General features: G+C 62.9%; 17 protein-coding genes. 1 reads left to right on the top strand and 16 read right to left on the bottom strand.

Annotation, left to right across the window (positions count from 1 at the left end; all coding sequences use genetic code 11):
- Window positions 1-259: 259 nt before the first annotated feature.
- Window positions 260-859 (bottom strand): hypothetical protein, encoded by a 600-nt coding sequence (locus F4U95_RS20285; protein ID WP_120252697.1) that lies wholly within the window; start codon window positions 857-859, stop codon window positions 260-262.
- A 517-nt stretch (window positions 860-1,376) separates the two neighbouring features.
- On the opposite strand from F4U95_RS20285, the gene F4U95_RS20280 reads away from it, so the two are divergent.
- Window positions 1,377-1,769 carry a hypothetical protein gene (locus F4U95_RS20280; protein ID WP_120252699.1) on the top strand — a complete coding sequence of 131 codons (393 nt, stop codon included), beginning with the start codon at window positions 1,377-1,379 and terminating at the stop codon, window positions 1,767-1,769.
- Between the two features lie 2 nt (window positions 1,770-1,771).
- Here the strand turns inward: F4U95_RS20280 and F4U95_RS20275 are convergent, their stop codons facing one another.
- The 15 genes from F4U95_RS20275 to F4U95_RS20200 all read right to left on the bottom strand — a co-directional run bounded on the left by F4U95_RS20275 (window position 1,772) and on the right by F4U95_RS20200 (window position 18,979).
- Window positions 1,772-5,515 carry a conjugal transfer protein TraG N-terminal domain-containing protein gene (locus F4U95_RS20275; RefSeq protein WP_120252700.1) on the bottom strand — a complete coding sequence of 1,248 codons (3,744 nt, stop codon included), beginning with the start codon at window positions 5,513-5,515 and terminating at the stop codon, window positions 1,772-1,774.
- 8 nt (window positions 5,516-5,523) lie between these two features.
- Window positions 5,524-6,948 (bottom strand): conjugal transfer protein TraH, encoded by a 1,425-nt coding sequence (locus F4U95_RS20270; protein WP_120253493.1) that lies wholly within the window; start codon window positions 6,946-6,948, stop codon window positions 5,524-5,526.
- Between the two features lie 47 nt (window positions 6,949-6,995).
- Complete coding sequence (locus tag F4U95_RS20265; RefSeq protein ID WP_120252701.1) at window positions 6,996-7,598, bottom strand: hypothetical protein; 603 nt, start codon at window positions 7,596-7,598, stop codon at window positions 6,996-6,998.
- On the bottom strand, window positions 7,595-8,482 hold the full coding sequence (locus F4U95_RS20260) for a conjugal transfer protein TraF (protein WP_120252702.1): 888 nt from the start codon (window positions 8,480-8,482) through the stop codon (window positions 7,595-7,597). The genes F4U95_RS20265 and F4U95_RS20260 overlap by 4 nt, the downstream gene beginning before the upstream one ends.
- On the bottom strand, window positions 8,479-9,075 hold the full coding sequence (locus tag F4U95_RS20255) for a S26 family signal peptidase (protein ID WP_120252703.1): 597 nt from the start codon (window positions 9,073-9,075) through the stop codon (window positions 8,479-8,481). The genes F4U95_RS20260 and F4U95_RS20255 overlap by 4 nt, the downstream gene beginning before the upstream one ends.
- Window positions 9,047-9,841 (bottom strand): type-F conjugative transfer system pilin assembly protein TrbC, encoded by a 795-nt coding sequence (locus tag F4U95_RS20250; RefSeq protein WP_120252704.1) that lies wholly within the window; start codon window positions 9,839-9,841, stop codon window positions 9,047-9,049. Before F4U95_RS20250 ends, F4U95_RS20255 begins: the two co-directional genes overlap by 29 nt.
- A 67-nt stretch (window positions 9,842-9,908) precedes the next feature.
- Window positions 9,909-11,003, bottom strand: coding sequence for a conjugal transfer protein TraN (gene traN / locus F4U95_RS20245; RefSeq protein WP_150426798.1), 1,095 nt, complete (start codon window positions 11,001-11,003; stop codon window positions 9,909-9,911).
- On the bottom strand, window positions 11,000-12,931 hold the full coding sequence (locus F4U95_RS20240) for a hypothetical protein (RefSeq protein WP_150426797.1): 1,932 nt from the start codon (window positions 12,929-12,931) through the stop codon (window positions 11,000-11,002). Before F4U95_RS20240 ends, traN begins: the two co-directional genes overlap by 4 nt.
- A 319-nt stretch (window positions 12,932-13,250) precedes the next feature.
- Window positions 13,251-14,264 carry a TraU family protein gene (locus F4U95_RS20230; protein WP_120252707.1) on the bottom strand — a complete coding sequence of 338 codons (1,014 nt, stop codon included), beginning with the start codon at window positions 14,262-14,264 and terminating at the stop codon, window positions 13,251-13,253.
- A complete protein-coding gene (locus tag F4U95_RS20225) occupies window positions 14,261-14,863 on the bottom strand; it encodes a conjugal transfer protein TraW (RefSeq protein ID WP_120253494.1) in 603 nt (200 codons plus the stop codon). The genes F4U95_RS20230 and F4U95_RS20225 overlap by 4 nt, the downstream gene beginning before the upstream one ends.
- A gap of 58 nt (window positions 14,864-14,921) precedes the next feature.
- A complete protein-coding gene (locus F4U95_RS20220) occupies window positions 14,922-15,158 on the bottom strand; it encodes a hypothetical protein (RefSeq protein WP_170267512.1) in 237 nt (78 codons plus the stop codon).
- A complete protein-coding gene (locus F4U95_RS20215; protein WP_120252709.1) occupies window positions 15,155-15,532 on the bottom strand; it encodes a hypothetical protein in 378 nt (125 codons plus the stop codon). Before F4U95_RS20215 ends, F4U95_RS20220 begins: the two co-directional genes overlap by 4 nt.
- Complete coding sequence (locus tag F4U95_RS20210; RefSeq protein WP_120252710.1) at window positions 15,529-15,858, bottom strand: hypothetical protein; 330 nt, start codon at window positions 15,856-15,858, stop codon at window positions 15,529-15,531. Before F4U95_RS20210 ends, F4U95_RS20215 begins: the two co-directional genes overlap by 4 nt.
- Window positions 15,855-18,377 (bottom strand): TraC family protein, encoded by a 2,523-nt coding sequence (locus F4U95_RS20205; protein WP_120252711.1) that lies wholly within the window; start codon window positions 18,375-18,377, stop codon window positions 15,855-15,857. Before F4U95_RS20205 ends, F4U95_RS20210 begins: the two co-directional genes overlap by 4 nt.
- The gene (locus F4U95_RS20200) at window positions 18,374-18,979 is read right to left on the bottom strand and encodes a TraV family lipoprotein (RefSeq protein WP_170267511.1); all 606 of its coding nucleotides are present in this window, start codon (window positions 18,977-18,979) and stop codon (window positions 18,374-18,376) included. Before F4U95_RS20200 ends, F4U95_RS20205 begins: the two co-directional genes overlap by 4 nt.
- Between the last annotated feature and the right edge of the window lie 8 nt (window positions 18,980-18,987).

Here is an 18,987-nt window from a genome sequence, read left to right as displayed (position 1 = left end):
TCCTCCAAAGCTGACGCCCACAACATCGTCAACGTCGGCTTCTTTAATCCTGGCTCTCCGAAGCCGACAGTCGCGAATGTCCCAGCTTTTGCCGCAAAATGGGCCGGTCGTATTAGGCAACTTATGCATTTGCCCTGCTCTCATTTGAAACGCTTATCCCACGCCGAAGATGGATTGTGCCATTTCGCGGGACGTTGCAGGAGGCCCAACCCGCTGACCCGGCCACGAATACACCGGAGAATGCGGTATAAAGTCCAGCTCAGATATCGGCGCTAAGACAAAGGCCTCGTTCCCACAGCCAGGCTTCAATCTCGGCAAGAGTGACCTTGCCGGAATTGCCTACATTCATGATTTGACGGCGGGTCAATGTTGCAACCCGTCCCGGAAGTAGCCGGTCCCGCTCGGCAGGGTCCGCTTCCGGCTCGATGACTAAATGTCGCAACAGGTTATTGGCCCGGCCCGACAGTGCGGCACGGTTGGTTTGAATAGCTTCCTCCCGGGCACGCAACTCCTCACGTGACATGACATCGCGCACCCGGCCGATGCTGATCCCAAATGCTGCGGCAATTTCGCGCTGTTTCATGCCTTTGGCTTTCATGGCAACCATACGCTTTCCGCGCTCCTCTGCATCGCTTGGCTTCTTTCTGGGTTGCCGCATCGCAGGGCGTTTCACCTCGATTACGCGAACACCGTCCCAGAAGCGGATGGTGTGAAATGACGCAGATCTGATCGCATCCATTGCCCATGTTTTCGCCGCGTCAACATCTGGCACATCGACCAGCCGCATAGATGGCTCGCCCTCGTCGGAAACCAGATAGAATGCAAACGCAGGCACAAGTTCGTCCTTCGGAAAGACCATGATTTTCAGATAAAATCATTCCGTGGGCAAGATCGCAATTGCACCACCGTTCGGCGCAAAATACGCCAACACCAGCCAAGGAATAGCAGCATATTTGCCGCAACATTCGGCCGACGATGGTTCATCCGATGTTGAAAGGGCTGAACACGCAAACATCATTCGCACGATTTGGGCGGGACATCCGTGCGCTTTTCTCGTTGCTGTCGCTCCTGATCAAGTTCACGCGCGATCTGACGGCCCAGGAGGCGCGCAAGTCGTAGGATGGCGGCATCCGCTTCGGTAGAAAGACGGGGAGGTACATCTCGATTGGGCCGCTTCTTCTTCATCGCGGCCGTGTCCAGGATCTGAAGTGTGCGCATTTGTTAGAACGGTAAAACAAAGCTGGATGGAGGGCAGGAGGAAAGGAGGGGGCAAGATGATCGCGGTGGCCATGGGCGATCGGTCTGCGGTGATCAGGGCGGAACGGTTTCCAGTCGGATGAACCTATGCTATTTTTCCAGATGGAAAGGCTCTGCAAATGCAGGATGTTGATCACGTTGAGCAGACAGATGAGGCAGGCTCGCCATCGCCGCGCGCTGCCGATTGGTTTTGGCGGCCATGGTACGCGAAGCTCTACTGGGTAACGGCGCTGCTGTACTGGATTGGCCTGGAAATCATGATAACCATCCCGTACGATCGGATTAATACGTCCGTGGCTACCGCGATGGTGCTGCTTATCTTCATCTTCAATCCGATCACGGTCGTGGCGGTTCTCGGTTATGGGTTTTTGAAAGCCAAGGTTTCGTGCGGCGAATGGGTGATCACGCGGGGACAGCCTTCGCAAACGCCGACGATGGATCCCTACACTGATCCGTTTGATGCTCGGTCCGGTTTCCGCCACCTTCGCCATCTCGGCGTGATCAAAGACTGACATCATGGATCCCTCCGCTCCTTAAAGCTGGAATCTCCGTCCGCCATTCCATTGTCGCGATCGAACAGCAATCGACCGGAACTAAGAATCGACGACTGCTCGATTGATGTTATTGGGCCTGTGACATCAACGGTCCCACGACCTGCATCCGCTTGCCTCAAATATCGGTTGCGCAAGCCATCATCACCAAGCACTTGCTCACTCAGATATTTCGCAAAAGTCTCTTCTGGTCTGCTGGTTCGAGCAGCGGCCTTTTCAGCCGAAGCAATTGCTTCCCGAACGTCGTAATTTACAATATCGATTGATGATTGCGCGGATACGGCGGCGCTTCCGCGATCCACAATATCCATTCCGACCTTGCCCGTGAGCGAACCGGCAGCGCTTCCTCTACCGCTGCCCTTGTGGTCCTTGCTTCCACCGTCGGCTCCTACAGCTCGTGCTGCCGAAGCGGTAAGATCGCCCGATATGGTCTGATTGTCTGCAGTTTGATGTTCTGCCATCCGCGATAGCGATCTGTTCCACCCTGTCTGAACCATAATCGCGGTGACGTCGCGCTCCAGCGTATCGGCGACCTGCGGTTTCAGCCGCCAGTCACCTCGCCGATCCATCTCGAACCCGCCGCGCAACCAGTTGGCCATGGCGGTCTGGCCTTGCGCCCCGCTGCCCAGAAAATGCTCGATCGTGTCCGGCCCCGCCTGTTTGCCGGCTTCGAACCGCGTGCTGGTATCGTTGCGCGCAGACTGGCTGAACCCGGTGCTGCTGGAGACGAGCAGATCATTATGGGCAAAACTGAACCGGGCATGCCCGCCATTGGCGATCGCGCCAAGCTGGCTTTCGTTGATCAGGCCGCCGCGCCACATCTGCGCGGCCAGTTCCGGCGTCAGGTTGAGGCCGATGTCGCCATTCTGGTCCATGGCGATCTGGCGCTTCGACATCTCCACGCCATGCTCGCGCAGCAGTGCCTGGGTGCGGGTGAGGCGCTCCTTGTCGACGATGCCGGTCAGTCGCTCGTTGCGCGCGCGATCGGCAATGCCTTCCGCACCGCCTTCAGCCATATCGACCTGGTTTCCGGCAGTGCCCGCCAGCGTGCGAATGAAAGAATCCAGACGCGCGGCTTCTCGCACCGATACACCAGCGGCAGCGGCGCCTTGTGCAAAACCGGCATTGTCTGCCTGGCGCCGCTGCTCGCCTATTTGGGCCGCGCTGCGCACGCCATCAGGACCGATCTCGCGCTGGGCATCAAGCTTGCCCGACCGCTCGGCAAAATCATAACCAGCGGCCTCGCGCGTGCGGCTATAGACACTCGTGCCCTCGCGCACGGCTTGCGCTGTTGCTCCGTCGGCAGTGCCGACCTGAACAGCGGCATTATAGCCTTCCAGCGCGCGCAGCACCTGCGCTTCGTTGCGCCCTGTAGAGCGCGACAGCTGGCTGATCGCGCTCGATCGCGCTTCGCCCGAAAGTGCATTGATGAACCCGATGCGCCGGCTGGTCTCGGTGACCGAGAGACCGAGCATCCCTGCGGCTTCGCGCTGGCCCTGATTATGCCCGGTGCGATGGGCCTGTTCCGTCGCGACATTGCCGCGCTCGACCGCCGCAACCCGGTCGTCGGCATAGTCGCGTCGTCCCTCCATCGCGCCGACCTGCGTCTGCGCGGCAGTCAGGTCATTGCGAAGCATCTGTTCCTGATCGAAGGCGTTGGCCGTGATCTTGGCGAAGGTCGGATCAGCACCGGCCTGGGCGATCACGGTCGACGCCTTGAGCGCCGCATCCTTTGCATCATAGCCGCTGCGCTCAAAATGCCGCTTCGCCCCCGATTGCATCATCTCATAGGCTTGGCTGTCGCCGAACGCCTTCCACTGCACCATATTCTGCGCGAAGGCGGCAAAAGCGCGTTCGCCGCCCTGGCCTTCGCCGAAGTAGCTCGTGCCAAGCTTGCGCAGCGCATCCCCTTGCGCAAAATTGTGGATAGCGGATGTTGCGGCATTGGCCCGGATGGCGCTGGCCGTGCCAGGATCGTTCAAATCCCGTCCGACTAGGGCAGGGGAGAGCCCGCCCAGTTCCCGTGCGGCATCCGCCCGGCCCAGCCCGAACGCCGCCGTTCCGGTCGCGCCGCCGCCATGCTCTCCGATGACCGACCCGGCTGAAGAAAATGCGCGGTCGAGCCCAAAACTGCTGCGCTCGCCGAAATCGCCGAACCCCGCCGATGTGGAGCGCCGCGCCATCGTGCCACCGGCCGAAGCCTGCGCCTCCAGTGCCGAGGCATAGCCCTCGCTGGTCCCGACGGTTGCCGCCGCCATGCTGCCCTGGCCCTGGACACCGAGCATGCCTGACGTGAACGCGGTGAACATATTGCCAGAAAAGCGGAACACGGTGAACACGAACGCGCCCGCCAGGCCCGCGGCTGCGGTTCGGAACGAGCCGAAAATGGCCAGCGCCTTCATTGCCGCCGATGGCGCAAGGATCCAGCTATCCGCCGCGACGTTGGTCGCGCGCAGTTCGGCCAGCACATCCATCGCCCGGCCAAGGGTGAGCTGGTAAATGCCGGCATCGATCACGCCCCAGAGCGCGACAAACACGAACAGGCCGAGCGCGAAGCTTGCAACACGCAGGTTGATCGGCGTCAGGATGAACAGCAGCGCGATCGGCATCATCATCAGCATGATCGCGAAAACCGAAGCCCGGATGGTCGGCATCCACGCATTGGCCGTCGAAAGCGTCGCAAGCCCGTTGGACACGATCGCCCGATTCGCCATGACCCGCGCCGTGGCTGCAGGCGAATCCTCAAACAACACATCGCCGACCGTCTGACCGAGCAGGATGTTGGTGAGGAACGTCTGCCGGCTCATCGATTGGCCCAGCATCATGTCGCCCAGCGCGTCGATCTGCTGGCGGCAGCGATCGCGCTGACTGGCCTGGTTCACATCGAACCCGGTGCGCGCGCAGACTTGGTCGCTATAAGCGTCGAACGCTGTGGCATCCGACAGACGGTCGGCAATATGGTCCCAGGCTGCATCGCAGCTCATCGTCGTCCCGCCCTTGTCGCTCGACGTGAAGACGGTCGAGAAGGTCGCAGGGCCCGCCATCGCCGCAAAGGAGGCGGGAAGGTCGGTCGAGGTGCGGAACAGCTGATCGTCATCAATGCCATAGGCCGGCGAGACACGCGCGACCGGATAGCATTGCCGCACATAATCCTTCACCGTTGCATCAAGGAAGGTGTCGACGATCGGGCTGCGCGGCGAGACTGCATTGAGGAACAGGTCGAACGCATGGCCGCCTGCACCAAATTCCAGCTTGGCATTGGGATCGGTGGTGTTGTCATCGATCGTTTCAGCAAGCGCCCGCTCCATCAGGTTGGTGACGCCGGCAACCAGCACGATGAGATTGGGAACGTCGCCGACCGGCTGATAGGCGTTGCGCACCCGGTCATAGATGTGGACCGTGCCGGTTGTAGCGATCATCCCGGCAAACAGTCCGATGCCGACCAGCATCTGAAAGCCGAAGGCAACCAGGCCCATGCCGGCACCCCGAATGCTGGCGATAACCGCGCCAAGGCCGATGCCGACCACCGCGACAATCAAAACCAGTGTTTCATAGCGCGGATCACCGAAGATCATCGCCACCAAGTGAAACGCATCAACGGTCTCGGAGAAGCCGTCCCAAGTGTGATAGCTGGCATCGATCGCCAGCGCGGGCGTGGCGGCGAGCAAGCCGAACAGGACGCATGCCAGGCGGATGAGATGACGCATGGCTCGCCTCACCGGTTGCGATTGGCGTTGGCGCCAGCGGCGTCACGCGCATCACGGTCGCGCTGGCGCACCACCCCGGCATAATTTGCCGAGAGGTTCGCCTGGTTCATGGCCGCGATGTAGGACTGGCGCATCTGCGCGCGCTGGCGCAACACTTCGTCGCGCAGTTCGCTTAGCTGCTCGATGCCCTTGGTCAGGATGCGGGTCTGGCAGATATTGCTGTTGTCCGCGTCAGCCGCGCCCGCCGTCGTCACGCCGCGCTCTGCGTTTTGCAGCGCAAAGTCGATCGAGCGGGTCAGATCATTGAGCATCTGATAGGCGAGGGTGAGGGCGACCAGCTCGTCGGTGTCGGCGATCACGCTGTCGGTCAGGCCCTGCCGCACGCCCCATTCGAGCAGGCGATAGACCGGCAAGGTCCGTACATTGGCGACGAACTGCTTTTCTTCTGTCGTCAACGCGGCGCGGGTACGAATCTTGGCGGCCACCGATTCCATCCTTTCGCGCGCCAGCAGCAGCGCGCCGCGCCCGGCGCCGTTCACCGAACAATCCGAAGCGGTCGCGGGAATGTTGAGCGCGCGGGTAGGCACCCGTCCGGTCAGGAAATCATCGGCGCTCTCGCTATCCTGGCGTGGGCAGGCGGGGATTGCCGAGAAGAGCGGCACCTTGTCCTTATCATCCCAGCGCATATAGACATCGCCCACCCGTGCGCGCATCACGCCCGCCCAATCGGACGCCCCGACGCGCGCGGCGGCATGCGCCAGCAGCGAACCGGTCCTGAAGATCTCGGTGACCTCGGCCGGGCAATTGGCGAGCGCGTCCTTCAGATCCTCGGTGGGATTGCCCTTATTGGCCTGGATCTTCTCGCGGCTCTGTTGCCAGCTATTGGCATAGCCTGCACGGATCGACTTGTAGCCGGTCATCTCCTCGACGATCCCAGACATATTATCATCGCCCCTGGCAATCTGAACCATGCGATTGGCGAGGCGGCAATCATTCACCTGGATGGAATTGAGGTAATTGGTCGCTGCCTCCATCTTCGAGATGATGTTACCCATTTTCTCGTCGAGGGTTTCGAGCAGATATTGGAAAGCGACGGCCGGCGCGGCCTGCAGGATCGTCTCCAGCTTCTGGACCAGATAGTCGGGGTCGAGAAACGACATGCCCCCTAAAAACATGTCGATGCCGCCACAGCCCGCCTTCACCTTGGGAAGCGTCAGGCTCATCAGATAGTCGTCATGGACATCGACGCGGCCCGACATGCCGCCCGCGGTCACATAGCCGCGGGTCTGGTCCTCGAAGCTGCCTGGCGAGCTATAGGTGACATTATCGAACCAGCTTTCGGCCCAGCTTTGCGCATAGGCAGGGGCCGCCTGGCCGCATGAAGCGACGAGGATGGAGAAGGCGAGGGCCAGACGACGTGAATGATGTCTCATGGCAGGCTTCCTGATGAAAATGGACATGTGACGCCGCCCCGCCATGATCAGCGTCGCTTTGGGTTAGAGGAGGTCAGCGCCCTCACGCCGACGATCCCGGTGAATTTCGACATGGCGCGCACGCCCACTGCTGCCGGTGTTCCGGTCAGCATCCGGGCGGCAAGCCAGGCGTTGCGACCAATATTGGCGCTATGGTCAGTGCCGATCGCGATCGGCACCATGCGGTTCGGGTCGGCAAGCGGGCGCACCCATGCGACCGGGTTTCCGACCCAAGGAAGGCCGAGACGTCCCGATCGCAGCATCGCTTCCTCTTGCCCCAGCGTCCGGACCTGCCAACCATAGCGGGCGCGGAAAGCGGAAAGCTTGGTCCACAGATCGCCGCATGGCAGGCAGCCGGGCGATGTGCTCATCTCGACAGTGTAGAGCGACGCTTGGCCACGCAGCAGGATCTCGAAATCGGCAGGAAAGTCTCGCGTCACCGGCACGCGGGCCAGCCAGAGACGCATGTCTGCATCTGTCGACACCGGATGAATGGCGGCTCGCCTGGCAAGGCCGCGATCCGTCGGCTGCGCAGCGGCTGTTGCGGGCGTCTGCACCCATGTGGTCAGCAAAAGCGCCCAGGCGAACAGGGCCTGCCCGAGGCGCGTCACGGCCTTGGCCCCTGGGCATCGACGAGGTCGCCGCCGATCACGCGCGGATCGGTCGCGGAGACGGGTCCATTGGCGAGCGCATCGAAGAAGCCGTCTTCCTCGCCGGCTCCCGTCAACCATTGTTCGGGCCGGATGTCGCCGCGCAGCAGCCGGACCGCCTGATAGGCCATCTGGGCGAGATTGGGATAAGTCTCGACCCCCGCGGCGATCACCATGCGCTGTGCGCTGTTCCGTCGGATCACCATGGTGGTCGGCGTGACCTCGACCCCGAAACGCTGGCTGAGTTCGGGTTTGCGGTCGAGATCCATGAGGCTGACCTGCCAGCCCATATCCTCCTGGAACCGCTGGACGATCGGCCATTGCACCTTGCAGTAGCCGCAGGAGTCCCGCGCGAACATGACCAGCGCAAATTCGCCGGCATGTGCGCGCAGATATTGGCGGCGGACCTGATCCTTATGTGCGCCCAGCGCATCGCGGGCCTCGCCGACCATTGGATTGGCGGCGCGGGCATTGAGCTGCGGATAGGTGAGCATCGCAAGCTGGGTGACGCCGGCAAAGGCGCGTGCCTTGCGCCGGGCAAAATCCTGCAGCCGCCAGAAGTCGGCGACCGCGTCGATCGTCAAAACGGTGGCGGCATAGTCGCGCTGTTGTTCGATCAGCTTGGCGATCCGGGGCGGCGCCCATTTGGCCAGTTCAACCATCGGCGGTATGATGGGTCTTGGAATTGCATCATCGTCCGCCTTTTCCGCAGCGTCGGCCTTGGGGGTTTCATACCACCAATAGCCCCGCGTCCCGCGATCGCCCGCGCCTGAAGAGGTGGCCTGCGCACCCGCAATATCGACGGGCAGCAGCAGCAGGGCACCCAGAGCGAGGAGGCGCTTCACAGCAGCTTCTCCATGCGGATGAGCCGCTCGATGGCAACCGGACCGTAATAGCGGCTGTCATATCCATCGGGATGGCGCGAGCCGACGAAGATCATGCCATCGGGAATGCGCGGACTTTCCGGCCGCCAATGGTCGAGCCGCTTGCCGCTGCGTGCTAATGGCTTGGCGATGCCCATCAGCCTGCCGTTGCAATAGTAGCAGCCGGTCCAACCGCGGTCCAGGGTGGCAGGCTTTTCAACCATCATGATCCGGTCGCCTGGCAAGCACAGCGCATATTTGGTGACATTCACTGGCTTGGGGCCAGCAAGCGGATCGGACAGAAGGAACGAGACGAGGTCGCCGTGACGGATCGGGCCGGGGGAGCGGTGCACGACCCAGGCATTGATGGAGGGCGTCATGACCAATGTGAGCTGCGGCATCGCCCACCAGGCAAAGAGCCCGATCGGCAGCACGATCCCATAGGCCTTGAAGAGCTGACCCGGACGGGCCGGCTGCCCAAGGCCACCAGCGCCGAGCGCCACGGCTGCGCGCAGCGGCAGATCCTTGAGTTCGCGCCAGACCCGGTTACCGGCGCGCCATGTGAGCAAGAACATCCTGCACCTCCGCCTTGCCGCCAAGGCGGCCATATTCCTCAAGAAGCCCGGACAGGGCAGCATCGCCGAGCACGAGATGCGTTGCGCGCGGGCTCGCCTCGTCGCGCTCGCAATAGGGCCGGGTCGGATCGCCCGGGATCATCGCCAGTGCGGGCACCTGGGTGACGCGATGCTGCCGGAAGACCAGTGGATCGACGATCAGCTGCACGTCGCGCATGGCGCAGGCGGGACCTTCGCATCCCGGATCGCGGCGCAGTATCGCGGCCGACAGTTGCGCCATCGGTCCAACCTGCCGCATCCCGCCCGGCATGCCGCGAAAAGCCATCACGCCGCCAACCTGTTCGAGCTGCCCTGCATAAGTGCGCAATGTTTCAACCGGCATGGAGGAGGACGCGAACAGTAGCGGGACCCACTGGTTCGCGCTGCTGCCGGACACGACGCCCGCCAATGCCGCTTCTTCTGGCTGTTCAAGACCCAGGGCCTGCGCGATACGCCGACTGGCGGTCTCCCGTTCGATGGCCAGGGCTTTGCGTGCCGCCGCGACGTCTGCCTTGACGCGATCCGCCATGGCGGGATCCTGCTTACGCCTGTTGATCCCCTCGAAGGCGCGGCGCTCCGCGCCAGCGTCGGCTTTTGAGGGCAGAACGGGCGAGGCTTTCGTTGAAGCCTTGGCCTTGGCGGCAGCCCGCTTCACGCGCTCCATAGCCGCGTCACCCTGATCCTGGATGCGCGTACGCGCATTTGCGCTCGTCGGCTGTTCGGCCACAGCCTGCGGTTCACTTGCTCGCACCGATGCGGGATAGTGCGCGAGAGCCGCCAGAAGCAGGGCGCGGCTAGTTGCTGATCGTCTGCATATGGGCATCGATCTTGTCCTTCATGTCGATCTGGATGTCGGATTGGGCGCGCGCCTCGATTTCCGCATAATATTCGGAGAGGTCCATTTTGCTGAAATCGAGCGCCTGGAATTCTTCCGGTCTCAAACCTCGGCAATAGGGCTGTTTGGCGGTGCTCCAGCCAAGAGCATCGAACGCCTTCAACTGCGGGCGGCCCTGTTCCTGGATGATACGGCCAAGCTTGGTGTTGAAGCAGCAATGGCCCCGGGCCTTCTGGACGCACACGCCAAGAATGCTCGACGCACAATAGCTGCCGATCTCATGGCACATGCCCGAACCGCGCAGCATGCCCACTTCCATATCCTGCTGGTCGCAGCCCTGGAGCAGGAGATCGATCATGAAATTGACCGCAAGACTGATCGCGATCGATGTGGGATCGATGCCGACGATGATCGCATTGGCGCCGGCACTTGCCGCCTGGCTTGCGGTCGCGCCTGCCCTGAAGGCGGTGTAGGCGGCTTTCATACCGGTGAAGACGCCCTTGGCGACCGCGATCTTCGTCGTGATCGACGAGATCGAACCGCCCATGCCGTCCTTCACGATTTTCCCCTTGTCCTTGCAGCAATTCTGGAAGGTGGTGCTGAGTCCGGCAGGACGGCAACGCGCGGCGCGTCCGGAGAAGATTTCGATCGTGCCAAGGCAATTGCCATCGGCATCGACGGCGCCGTCGGCCACGACGCCGGGATCATCCACCACCGGCTCCTCGACGATCGGATTGGCGCTGGTGTCGATACAGGCATTGGCCGAGCAGCTTGGCGCCCCGCCGCTGGCCGGCACAGCGCAGGCATATTGATCGCCGAGCGGGCAGCGCATTGCTCCACCTTGATCCGCCAGGCACGGCGTTTCGCCAATGGGGCACATCCATCCACCCATATCGATCAGGTGGCAGCTTGCCGTTTCGCCGTCGTCCGCCGCATCGCCATTGCCGTTAAGATCGACAGCGCAAAGCTGCTGAGCGCTCGCGCTGCCGGGGAACAAGGAAACAGCGCCGACGAGGAGGATGAGCCCCAGGGCAAAGGCACGCAGCAGCCTCATCTCATGGCACTCGTGCAGACCATGTCGGCACCGCCCAGGCGCACGGTCTGCATCATCACCACCGCTTCGGGAAAATCATCGATGCAGCCGCAGCCCTGCACCAATTCCTCGCCCGCGCCCGCAGGGCAGACACCATTGTCCTGGCAGGCGTGATAAAAATAGTCCCAGCCCATGGGATCACTCTGTCTGGAACCGGTCACACCATCGGGGGCTGCGGCTATATTGACCTGCGCCTTGCGGGTCTTGCAGATGGGCTCGCACGCATTGACGCTACCGGACACGGGTAAGGAGAAATTGCGGGTTGTCAGGCTTTGGCTGCCATCGGCATTCTTCACCTGATCAGCGAGCAAAGTCTCGGTTGAATGATCGATGATATAGGTGCCGCGGGATAGATCGGGCTGCGGGACCGCGCCGCTATCGACCGTGCAGGTGTAGCTGCGCTGGCGCTCGAAGAAGGCGCGGCTGATCGTGGTCGCGCAGGCGCCGGTGCCGATCAACCGGGTCTGGGGCAGGGGGGTGAGCCCGGTTTTGACGCCGTTGCGATAGGTGATGACGCCATCGACATCTTCATCATAGAGACGGCAGGCATTATTGGCTGCATAGCCTGAACAGCTATCGACAAGCTGTTCGCTCGTCTTGCAGCCAGCATCCACTTTCGCCTCAATCGCGGCATAGGCTTCGCCGCCATCGGCGACCGCGACCCGCAACCAGATATCATGATCGCCTTGCGTCAGCCTGGAGGTGAGATCGAGACCAGGATCGACATAGAAGGCGCTCTTCTTCTCGCATTTGCCCGGCGGCGGTCCCGATCCGGTCCAGACTTCCGGGCCTGAGCCAACCAGGTCGCCATCGATCCTGATCTGAGCCCAGTCGTCCCCGCCAAAGCGGGTCAGAAGTAGTTGCTGAAGCCTTGCTGCGTCCTTGACCCGCAATGTCATGTGAAAATCGATAAGCGTGCAGGATCCGCCAGACAGGCTATTGTCGGTGGGCGAGCCCATGACGAAGGTGCGGCTGTTTGGGTCTGCCGCGAAGGTTGCGTAGCCGCCCGCCACGCGATCGATGATCATCTCGGCGGTCATCTCTTCCTGCGTGATCTGCCGGGTGATGGCGCAACTCCGGCGCACCTGCGACGTGCCGGTTCCGGTCGACGACTGGACAAGCGCCTGGAAAATACTGCTCGTTTGCGCGGCGCCATAGGCGTCGCCCGCCATGGCGCCCGGATTGGCCTTGTAGGCCGTGGCGCCGATTTGCGGTTGCGCCGTGCAGGCTGTGGTCTGCGCGCCGGTATAGCGGATGAGCGGGCCATCGATGGACGCCTGCGCGATGCCGATACGCGGATCGGCCGTGGTGAGCGCGCCGACAACGCCGCCGCCCAGATCCTTGAGGATCGAGGCCATATTGCCCCAGACCAGATTGCTGCCGCAGCTATTGTTGACGCAGTAACAACCGGCCAGATCGGTCAGCTCGACCTGCGAAAGCTTCAGTGCCCCGGACGTAGAAGTGTCCCAGCGGAAGAAGCGGCACGCGTCCCAACTGCCCGGCGCGCAGGAGATGATCCCATTGGCGCAAATACCGGATGTGGGGACCGGAACGGTCAGTGCTTCATCGAAGCTCCCGTCAAGATCGCTGTCGCGCGAGATGCTGAGCGTGCCGATATCGCCGGTGGCGCTGGGCTGGGCGAGCAGTTCGAGCAGCGTCGCGCTTTTCTGGCAGGCAAGATTGGGGGTGAAGGTCTTTTTGGTGTCGACCGTGGTGATCGCCTGTCCCGCCAGACCCGGCGTCACATAATTGCCCAGCAGCGCGTCGCTGTCAGCGCTCTTCGCCCGCGCGGCGGCCGCCGCAGCGCGGGCGCGGTCCTGCGCGGTCTGCGCATGAAGGGGACTCGGCAGACTGAGCGCTGCGACAAGGACGAGGGTCGCTGGCCTCATGGCCGGTGCTCGACCAGATTGATCTGCCGCGACCCGCGCCGCAGCCGGAATAGAAATATAGCTGAAACAGGGTCGGCACGCTCTGCCCGGAATACAGCCTGGCCTTCAAAAACGGTCTGCGTGGCCACGACGACATGCGGCGAAGAGGGGCGCGCCGCATGATCGTCTGCATGTGTGGCCACGCCAACCGTCCGACCGGTGCCGCAGGGGGGATGCGACACTGGCCTGACCGCATGGGGAACGCCTGGCTCGGTGGAATGACGGGCAGACCATCGGCTGATGCCAGGCGAGGGCATGCGGATCGGGAAAGGCGACCTGTTCATGGCGTCGAAACCCCGGCGCAGCAGATCGTCTTTTCAAACAGCATGAACTGGGCATTGTCCTTGCCCGGTGCATGTTTGGCACTGGTCCATAGCGCGCCTGGTCGCCCGACGTTGACGCACTGGCCGCCCTTGACCGGTTCCATCAGCTGGAACTTGTAGCGGCTCTTGGTCCAGACCGGCTGCGGGATGAACGAGCAGCCGTCCGCTGAATTGACGGTAAGGGCGCCAAGCCGCCCCATCATGAAGACGCCGCGCGCGGCGAGCCCCGCCCAGGCCTCGACGCTGTCGCCAAAATGGATGTCGCCAGCGATCGGATAGGTCGCGCCCCAGGATCCCATGCACCAGAAGAGCGGATCGACGACCTTGCCCGCAGCGGCCGCGGCGCTGTCGGCCATGCAGGCAAGGCCAGCGGCCGGATTGCCGAACAGGATTGCCTCTGGCTGGATGATCGCGCCCAAAGTCGCCGACTGCCAGGTCGGCAGTACCTCTGTGATCATGGCCACGTCGAAGCCGTCATCCTCGATGCAGGGCAGGTCGGTGAACATGTCGAGCATCTTCCAGACCGGCGCGATATAATAGTGCATCTGGGCGAACATCTTGCGCGTGTTGGTGCCGTCGGCAATGCTGGTCTGGCTGCCCTGCAGCCTGCCGCCGGTCGGCATGATGTCAGCGCCCAGCGCCATCATGCAGCCGGGCTCGGTCACAACATCGACCATCCGATTGGGCGACCAGAAGCTGACCTTGACGCCGAACCAGAATGTCACGCCCTTGTGGCACGCGCATAAAGGCTTGGAGGCCGATTGCGCGTCGAGCGCCTTGCCGAGCGGGTCGGTCGGACCCACCTTTACCCCGCCGATGGTGATCGGGAAGATGCAGTTCCATCGCACCTTGGTGATCGGATTGAAGATCGTGCCTGCCTCGCATTTGGAGGCATAAGCGGGGGACGCGATCGCCAATGCCGCGAGGGCCGAGCCGAGCGTCAAAACGCTTCGGACAGAGAGCATCTTCATCGCGCAGCCCTCCGCGGACTTGGGGCAATCACGACCTCGGTCAGCACCAGCTTTTGGCCCGCCTGCGCGACGATCACCGGTGCGACCGTCAGGCCGAGCCGCGCCTTCACGCGCTCTTCGAGCAGGAACAGCGCCCGGCCGTGACGCTCACCCAATGTGATCGCATCTGCATGTGTATCTCCCGCCTGGGAGAAACCACCGGCGGCGAGCAGGATGAAATCGGCGGGCCTTGCGGTGCGCAGCGCCCAGGCCAGGTCGCTGGGGTGCGCGACGATCAGCCGTTGGGGCAGTGACACATAGGCAAGCGGATTGAAGCTATAGCCTTTGGCGTAAAGCAGCTTTCCGCCCGGCAGCCGGATATCTTGATCGAGGGTGTAGAAGGGCACCACCGTTCGGTGGCGATCGGCGCGGGTGATGCCGAGCGTGGCAGGTTTCATCGCCGACCAGCGCTCGCGCGGGCCAAAGGCGGCTTTCATGTCCGGGACATGCGCGGCGCGGCTTTCGATCTCGCTCAGCGCGTCGGGCTCGGCGATCGGCCAGGTGCGGCCGATAATGCTGGTCGCGGCTGTGACGGGGGCGTGCGCCAGCAGTCCAGTCATCAGCGCCAAGGGCGCTATTGCCCATAGGGCATGACGAGGGCGCCCTGGGCCCGTGGTTCTAGCGATCACGACGCCGTCTCCAATATGGCGCACGGTTCTCGCGCCCCTCGCCGATCGCGGCGCTGACGAGGGCTGCTGTCGCAATGATCGCTATGGCCGCGCCAAGAATGCGAAAGACCGCGGGCATGGCGGGCGATTGCCAGGCGATACAGGATTGCACGAGCGCAAGGCCCTGGCTGCCGATGAGGAGGCGGATGGGCCCTGGCGCGGGCGTGCTTGAGAAGATGCCGTTCACGACCGCCTCCACCGCTGGGTGAAATCACGAAGGCGCTGGGCGATTGCGTCCCAGGGAATGAGGATCAGACCCGTGGAGCTCGCGCCCATGCCGGCGCAGATCCCTATGAAGATGGCTTCGACCAGCGGAACCTGGAGGATCCACGCTGCCGCGAACGCGCAAAACGAGGCATTGGCTATGCCGCCGGTCACCAGCAGGGTGTAGCACAGCCGCGCAAAGCGGCGTTCCGCCTGGATGACCGTGACGATCGCCCGCGCGACCGCGTCCACACCCAGCGCCGGATCGCTCACGCTGCGCGCATAGGCAAGAAGCCCATGGACATCGTCTCCGACGTCCAGGCCATGATCAAAGCCATTGGCGTGATCGGCCTTCATCGCGCCCTCCACTGTTTGAAGCGCGAGAAGACCATCCCGCATGCGCCTGACAGACCGATCAGCAGCATGCCGCTCGCACAACAGGCGGTAGCCACGAGAATGCCCGCCCGTATGGTCTGGAGCGGCGGCTGACCGAGCGCTGTGCCTGCCACGATGACGAGACTGCCCATCATGCAGGTTTCGATGGCCACAAGCCGCAGTCGCCAATGGAAGGCGGCGGCCTCGGCGCGACGGGCGACACGCGCTTCGATCATCGCTTCGATCGCCGGGTCATTTTCCCAGTCGAGCGCCAGCTGATCGGGATGGGTTACAGGCTTATGCGTCATGCCGCCCTCCCGCCCTGGCGACAATTTCCGGCCAGTATTTGGGCGGGATCGACACCGGCCAGTTCGCACACTGCCTCCAGCGGATTGCGACCGGCCCGCACAAGCGCCTCGAACGCGGCAACCTCGTTGGGCGCTGAAGTATTGATCCAGTAGCTGAAGGGGTCGACCACCAGTCGCGCGATTCCCAGGCCCAATGGACTGTCGATGAACACTTCGGAATAGTTGGGCTTGGCGTTCCGGACCGATTTCAAGAGATCGAGGACGAAGCCTGAATAGTCGAGGATCTTGTTGTCCACCGCCTTGTCATAGGTGGAGCCTTGGAGCAGGAATTTGGTCGCGGCATTTTCCAGGATCACCTGTCCGGTGCCGCCAAAGAGCATGAGGTCGTTCATGCTCTGGAGCACGATGCCAAAGCTCCCCTGATATTTGCGCGCGCGGCGATAGCCCTGGCCGAATGCCTCGGCGAGACGGGAGAGGTCCTGCCCGTCGCTGCGTGTCATGAACTGCGCGGCCTCGTCGCACAGCACGAAGCGGGGCTTGTCGCGCGCCGAGAGATAGAGTTCCTGGGTGACCGCGTTCACCACCACCATGACGATCACGTTGAACAGATCAGGCAGCGCCTTCAAGCGTTCGAGCTCCAGCACCACGAATTCATCGCGCGAGATGTCGAGCGTCGAAGGACCGTTGAAGAAATGGCCATAGGCGCCCTGCGACCCGAAATCGCGCAGATTGAACGCCAGTTCGCGCGCGACCGGCACCAGATGGTCGACCCGGTCGAGGTCGGAGGCGGCATTGTCGGGATAGCGGCCGAGCCAATGGCGCACCGCGTCGATGCCGTCGTCGCCGCGCCCGCTATCAACGGTCCATTGGATGGCGGACTTGAGCAGGTTCCATTCCGATGTGGTGACGGGCTTGCGGGTCGAGGCGTTCGCCATTTCCGCGACGATCGCGACCGCCATGGCAATGGCCGACTGCTTGTCCTCGCCATCGAGCGCCAGCCCCATGTCGAAAGGGTTGAGCACCAGGCGCTCCTCGCCGATGTCGATATAACGGCCAGAGCAGAGCGTGCAGAGCTTGCGGTAGCTGCCGCCGATATCAATGATGCGGATGAGAGCGCCCTGCGCATAATATTGCTGGCACAAATTATTGAGCAGGAAGCTTTTGCCTGCGCCGCTTTCGGCCGAGACAATGAAATTATAATTGTTGATGCGCGGGTCGAAGAGATCGAGCGTGATGAGCTGGCCCTTGCGGCCTACGTAGAGGAGAGCCGGGCGGCCGCCGCCGCGAAAATCGGTCTGGACCGGCGCCATGAGGCTGGCGGCCTTCACGGCCATGCGAAAATCGCGTTCCAACAGTTTGATTGTCTGCTTTTCGGGATAAAGCCCGAAGGGCAGGCTGGCAGCGAGCAGCACGGGAAGCAGATAGCTTTCTTCCTGCACCATGAAGGGCAGGGGTTCTGATTCCCACAGTCGCTTGGCGCGCGCCGCCATCTCGCGGGCCTGGGCGCTGTCGCGGCCGAATACCCACATGGTAGGGATCACCGACACGAACCGGCTGTTGGACGCTTCATCCAAGATCCAGCCGATCTCCTCGATCTGCTTGCCGACCTCGACCGCGAAACTGCCCGCGGCCTTCTGCGCCGAGAGGATCTGCGCCCTCTTGTGGATTTCGAACTGCGAATGATCGAACAGGACCGAGAGGCAATAGAGGAATGGCCCACCAATCTGGTCGCTGTCCTCCGCAGAGCCGCGCATCCCGCCCATGAGGCGGTTGGCGCGCTCGGCGGTGATCCGGCGCGCCGGCGCTTTGGGCGTGAGGCAGCGCGCCACCTGGTTGCCCAGGAACACCTCGGGGCCTTCGAAGCAGAGGTCAGGTCCGGCCTCGATAATCTGCCGCGCGATCGACGGGGCGGGCATGCCGCCCATGCTCTCGCTGAGGAAAACACCAGGTGCGGGCGCAAAGACGCCGTTGAAGATCCGGCGATAGACGCTGATGAGTTCGTCGGGCGGCAAACGCCGAATGCCCATCTTCGCCAGTTGCTCTTCCACCTGGCGGCGCAGGTCCGCGCCGAGCTTCACCCGCGTCTTGATTGCGAGGAACAACCGGAAGTCGCGTACCGGGATGGCATGGAGTGCATCCAGGCCCCTTGTACCACCGCGCAGATAGTCGGCCGTACGCCGGGCCGAAGCCTGGACCAGCGGGTCTGGCCGGACCTTCATATCGAGATAGGCGTCAAGCGCCGGGTCGATCAGCGGATCGGCGAAGGTGATAAGCTGGAGGACCGTGCCTTCGGGGAAATGAATGTTGAGCAGTCCGAGCAACGCCTGTTGCACATGGGCGAACATATAGGCGGACGGCACAAGCTCCCAGGCCTGGCCCCAGCCATCGTCGATGCAGAGGAAAGCTTCCTCCTCTTCGACCCAGGCGACCATCGGCAGGAAATCCGAATAGGCGTCGCGGGTCACGGCGGCGCGCAGGCGCTGATAGCTCAGACCCTTGTGGCCGGGCCGCGCGCTCATGGCCGTTTCTCCGGATGGATGGTAAGCGGCATGGCCTCTTGCGTCGGCACGTCTGTGCTGCCCGGTTCGGGCTCGCGCATCGTGCGCAGCACCGGTGGCGCAGGCGTTCGCCCGCCCGGTTCCACCAGATAGTCGCCTACGACCCAGGCGGGCCGGTCGATGATCGAATAGATATAGCGCGCCATATAGAGCCGGTCGGGGCGCTGCTTGTCGGCATAGGGAAGGATCAATGTCCGGATGGTGCGCGAAGGGCGCAGCATCGGCGATCCGGGAGCCTCGATCAGCGCGCCGACATGGCGCTGGCCAGGTTGCGCCATAGCCGAGGGTGTCGCCGCAGCCCTGGCGGGCCCCTTGTCTATGCTGCGGGCCCGCTTCTTGTCCGGAGCGAGCAGCTTGTGATCAAGGGTGACGGCAGGATCGGATTTTGAGGCGCGGCCCGCGACCGCATCGGCATAGGCTTGGCCCGGATGAATGCACTGGCCATGGTCGCTATTCTTGCACGAGAATTTCTCGCTATAGGGTGACATCACCGATCCCATGGTCGCGCAGCCGGGCAGCGCGAGAAGGGGCAGCAGGAGGAGGCAGGGTCGGAGCATCTTCATGGCTTTGT

The organism is Sphingobium limneticum, assembly GCF_008710165.1.
In the GTDB taxonomy this organism is placed as follows: Bacteria; Pseudomonadota; Alphaproteobacteria; order Sphingomonadales; family Sphingomonadaceae; genus Sphingobium; species Sphingobium limneticum.
This window is presented reverse-complemented; position numbering and strand designations above follow the sequence as displayed.

Coding starts and splice junctions, on each gene's coding strand:
- F4U95_RS20285 (WP_120252697.1), bottom strand. CDS start 859: ATGGTCTTTCCGAAGGACGAACTTGTGCCTGCGTTTGCATTCTATCTG.
- F4U95_RS20280 (WP_120252699.1), top strand. CDS start 1,377: ATGCAGGATGTTGATCACGTTGAGCAGACAGATGAGGCAGGCTCGCCA.
- F4U95_RS20275 (WP_120252700.1), bottom strand. CDS start 5,515: ATGCGTCATCTCATCCGCCTGGCATGCGTCCTGTTCGGCTTGCTCGCC.
- F4U95_RS20270 (WP_120253493.1), bottom strand. CDS start 6,948: ATGAGACATCATTCACGTCGTCTGGCCCTCGCCTTCTCCATCCTCGTC.
- F4U95_RS20255 (WP_120252703.1), bottom strand. CDS start 9,075: ATGTTCTTGCTCACATGGCGCGCCGGTAACCGGGTCTGGCGCGAACTC.
- traN (WP_150426798.1), bottom strand. CDS start 11,003: ATGAGGCTGCTGCGTGCCTTTGCCCTGGGGCTCATCCTCCTCGTCGGC.
- F4U95_RS20240 (WP_150426797.1), bottom strand. CDS start 12,931: ATGAGGCCAGCGACCCTCGTCCTTGTCGCAGCGCTCAGTCTGCCGAGT.
- F4U95_RS20230 (WP_120252707.1), bottom strand. CDS start 14,264: ATGAAGATGCTCTCTGTCCGAAGCGTTTTGACGCTCGGCTCGGCCCTC.
- F4U95_RS20225 (WP_120253494.1), bottom strand. CDS start 14,863: ATGACTGGACTGCTGGCGCACGCCCCCGTCACAGCCGCGACCAGCATT.
- F4U95_RS20215 (WP_120252709.1), bottom strand. CDS start 15,532: ATGAAGGCCGATCACGCCAATGGCTTTGATCATGGCCTGGACGTCGGA.
- F4U95_RS20210 (WP_120252710.1), bottom strand. CDS start 15,858: ATGACGCATAAGCCTGTAACCCATCCCGATCAGCTGGCGCTCGACTGG.
- F4U95_RS20205 (WP_120252711.1), bottom strand. CDS start 18,377: ATGAGCGCGCGGCCCGGCCACAAGGGTCTGAGCTATCAGCGCCTGCGC.
- F4U95_RS20200 (WP_170267511.1), bottom strand. CDS start 18,979: ATGAAGATGCTCCGACCCTGCCTCCTCCTGCTGCCCCTTCTCGCGCTG.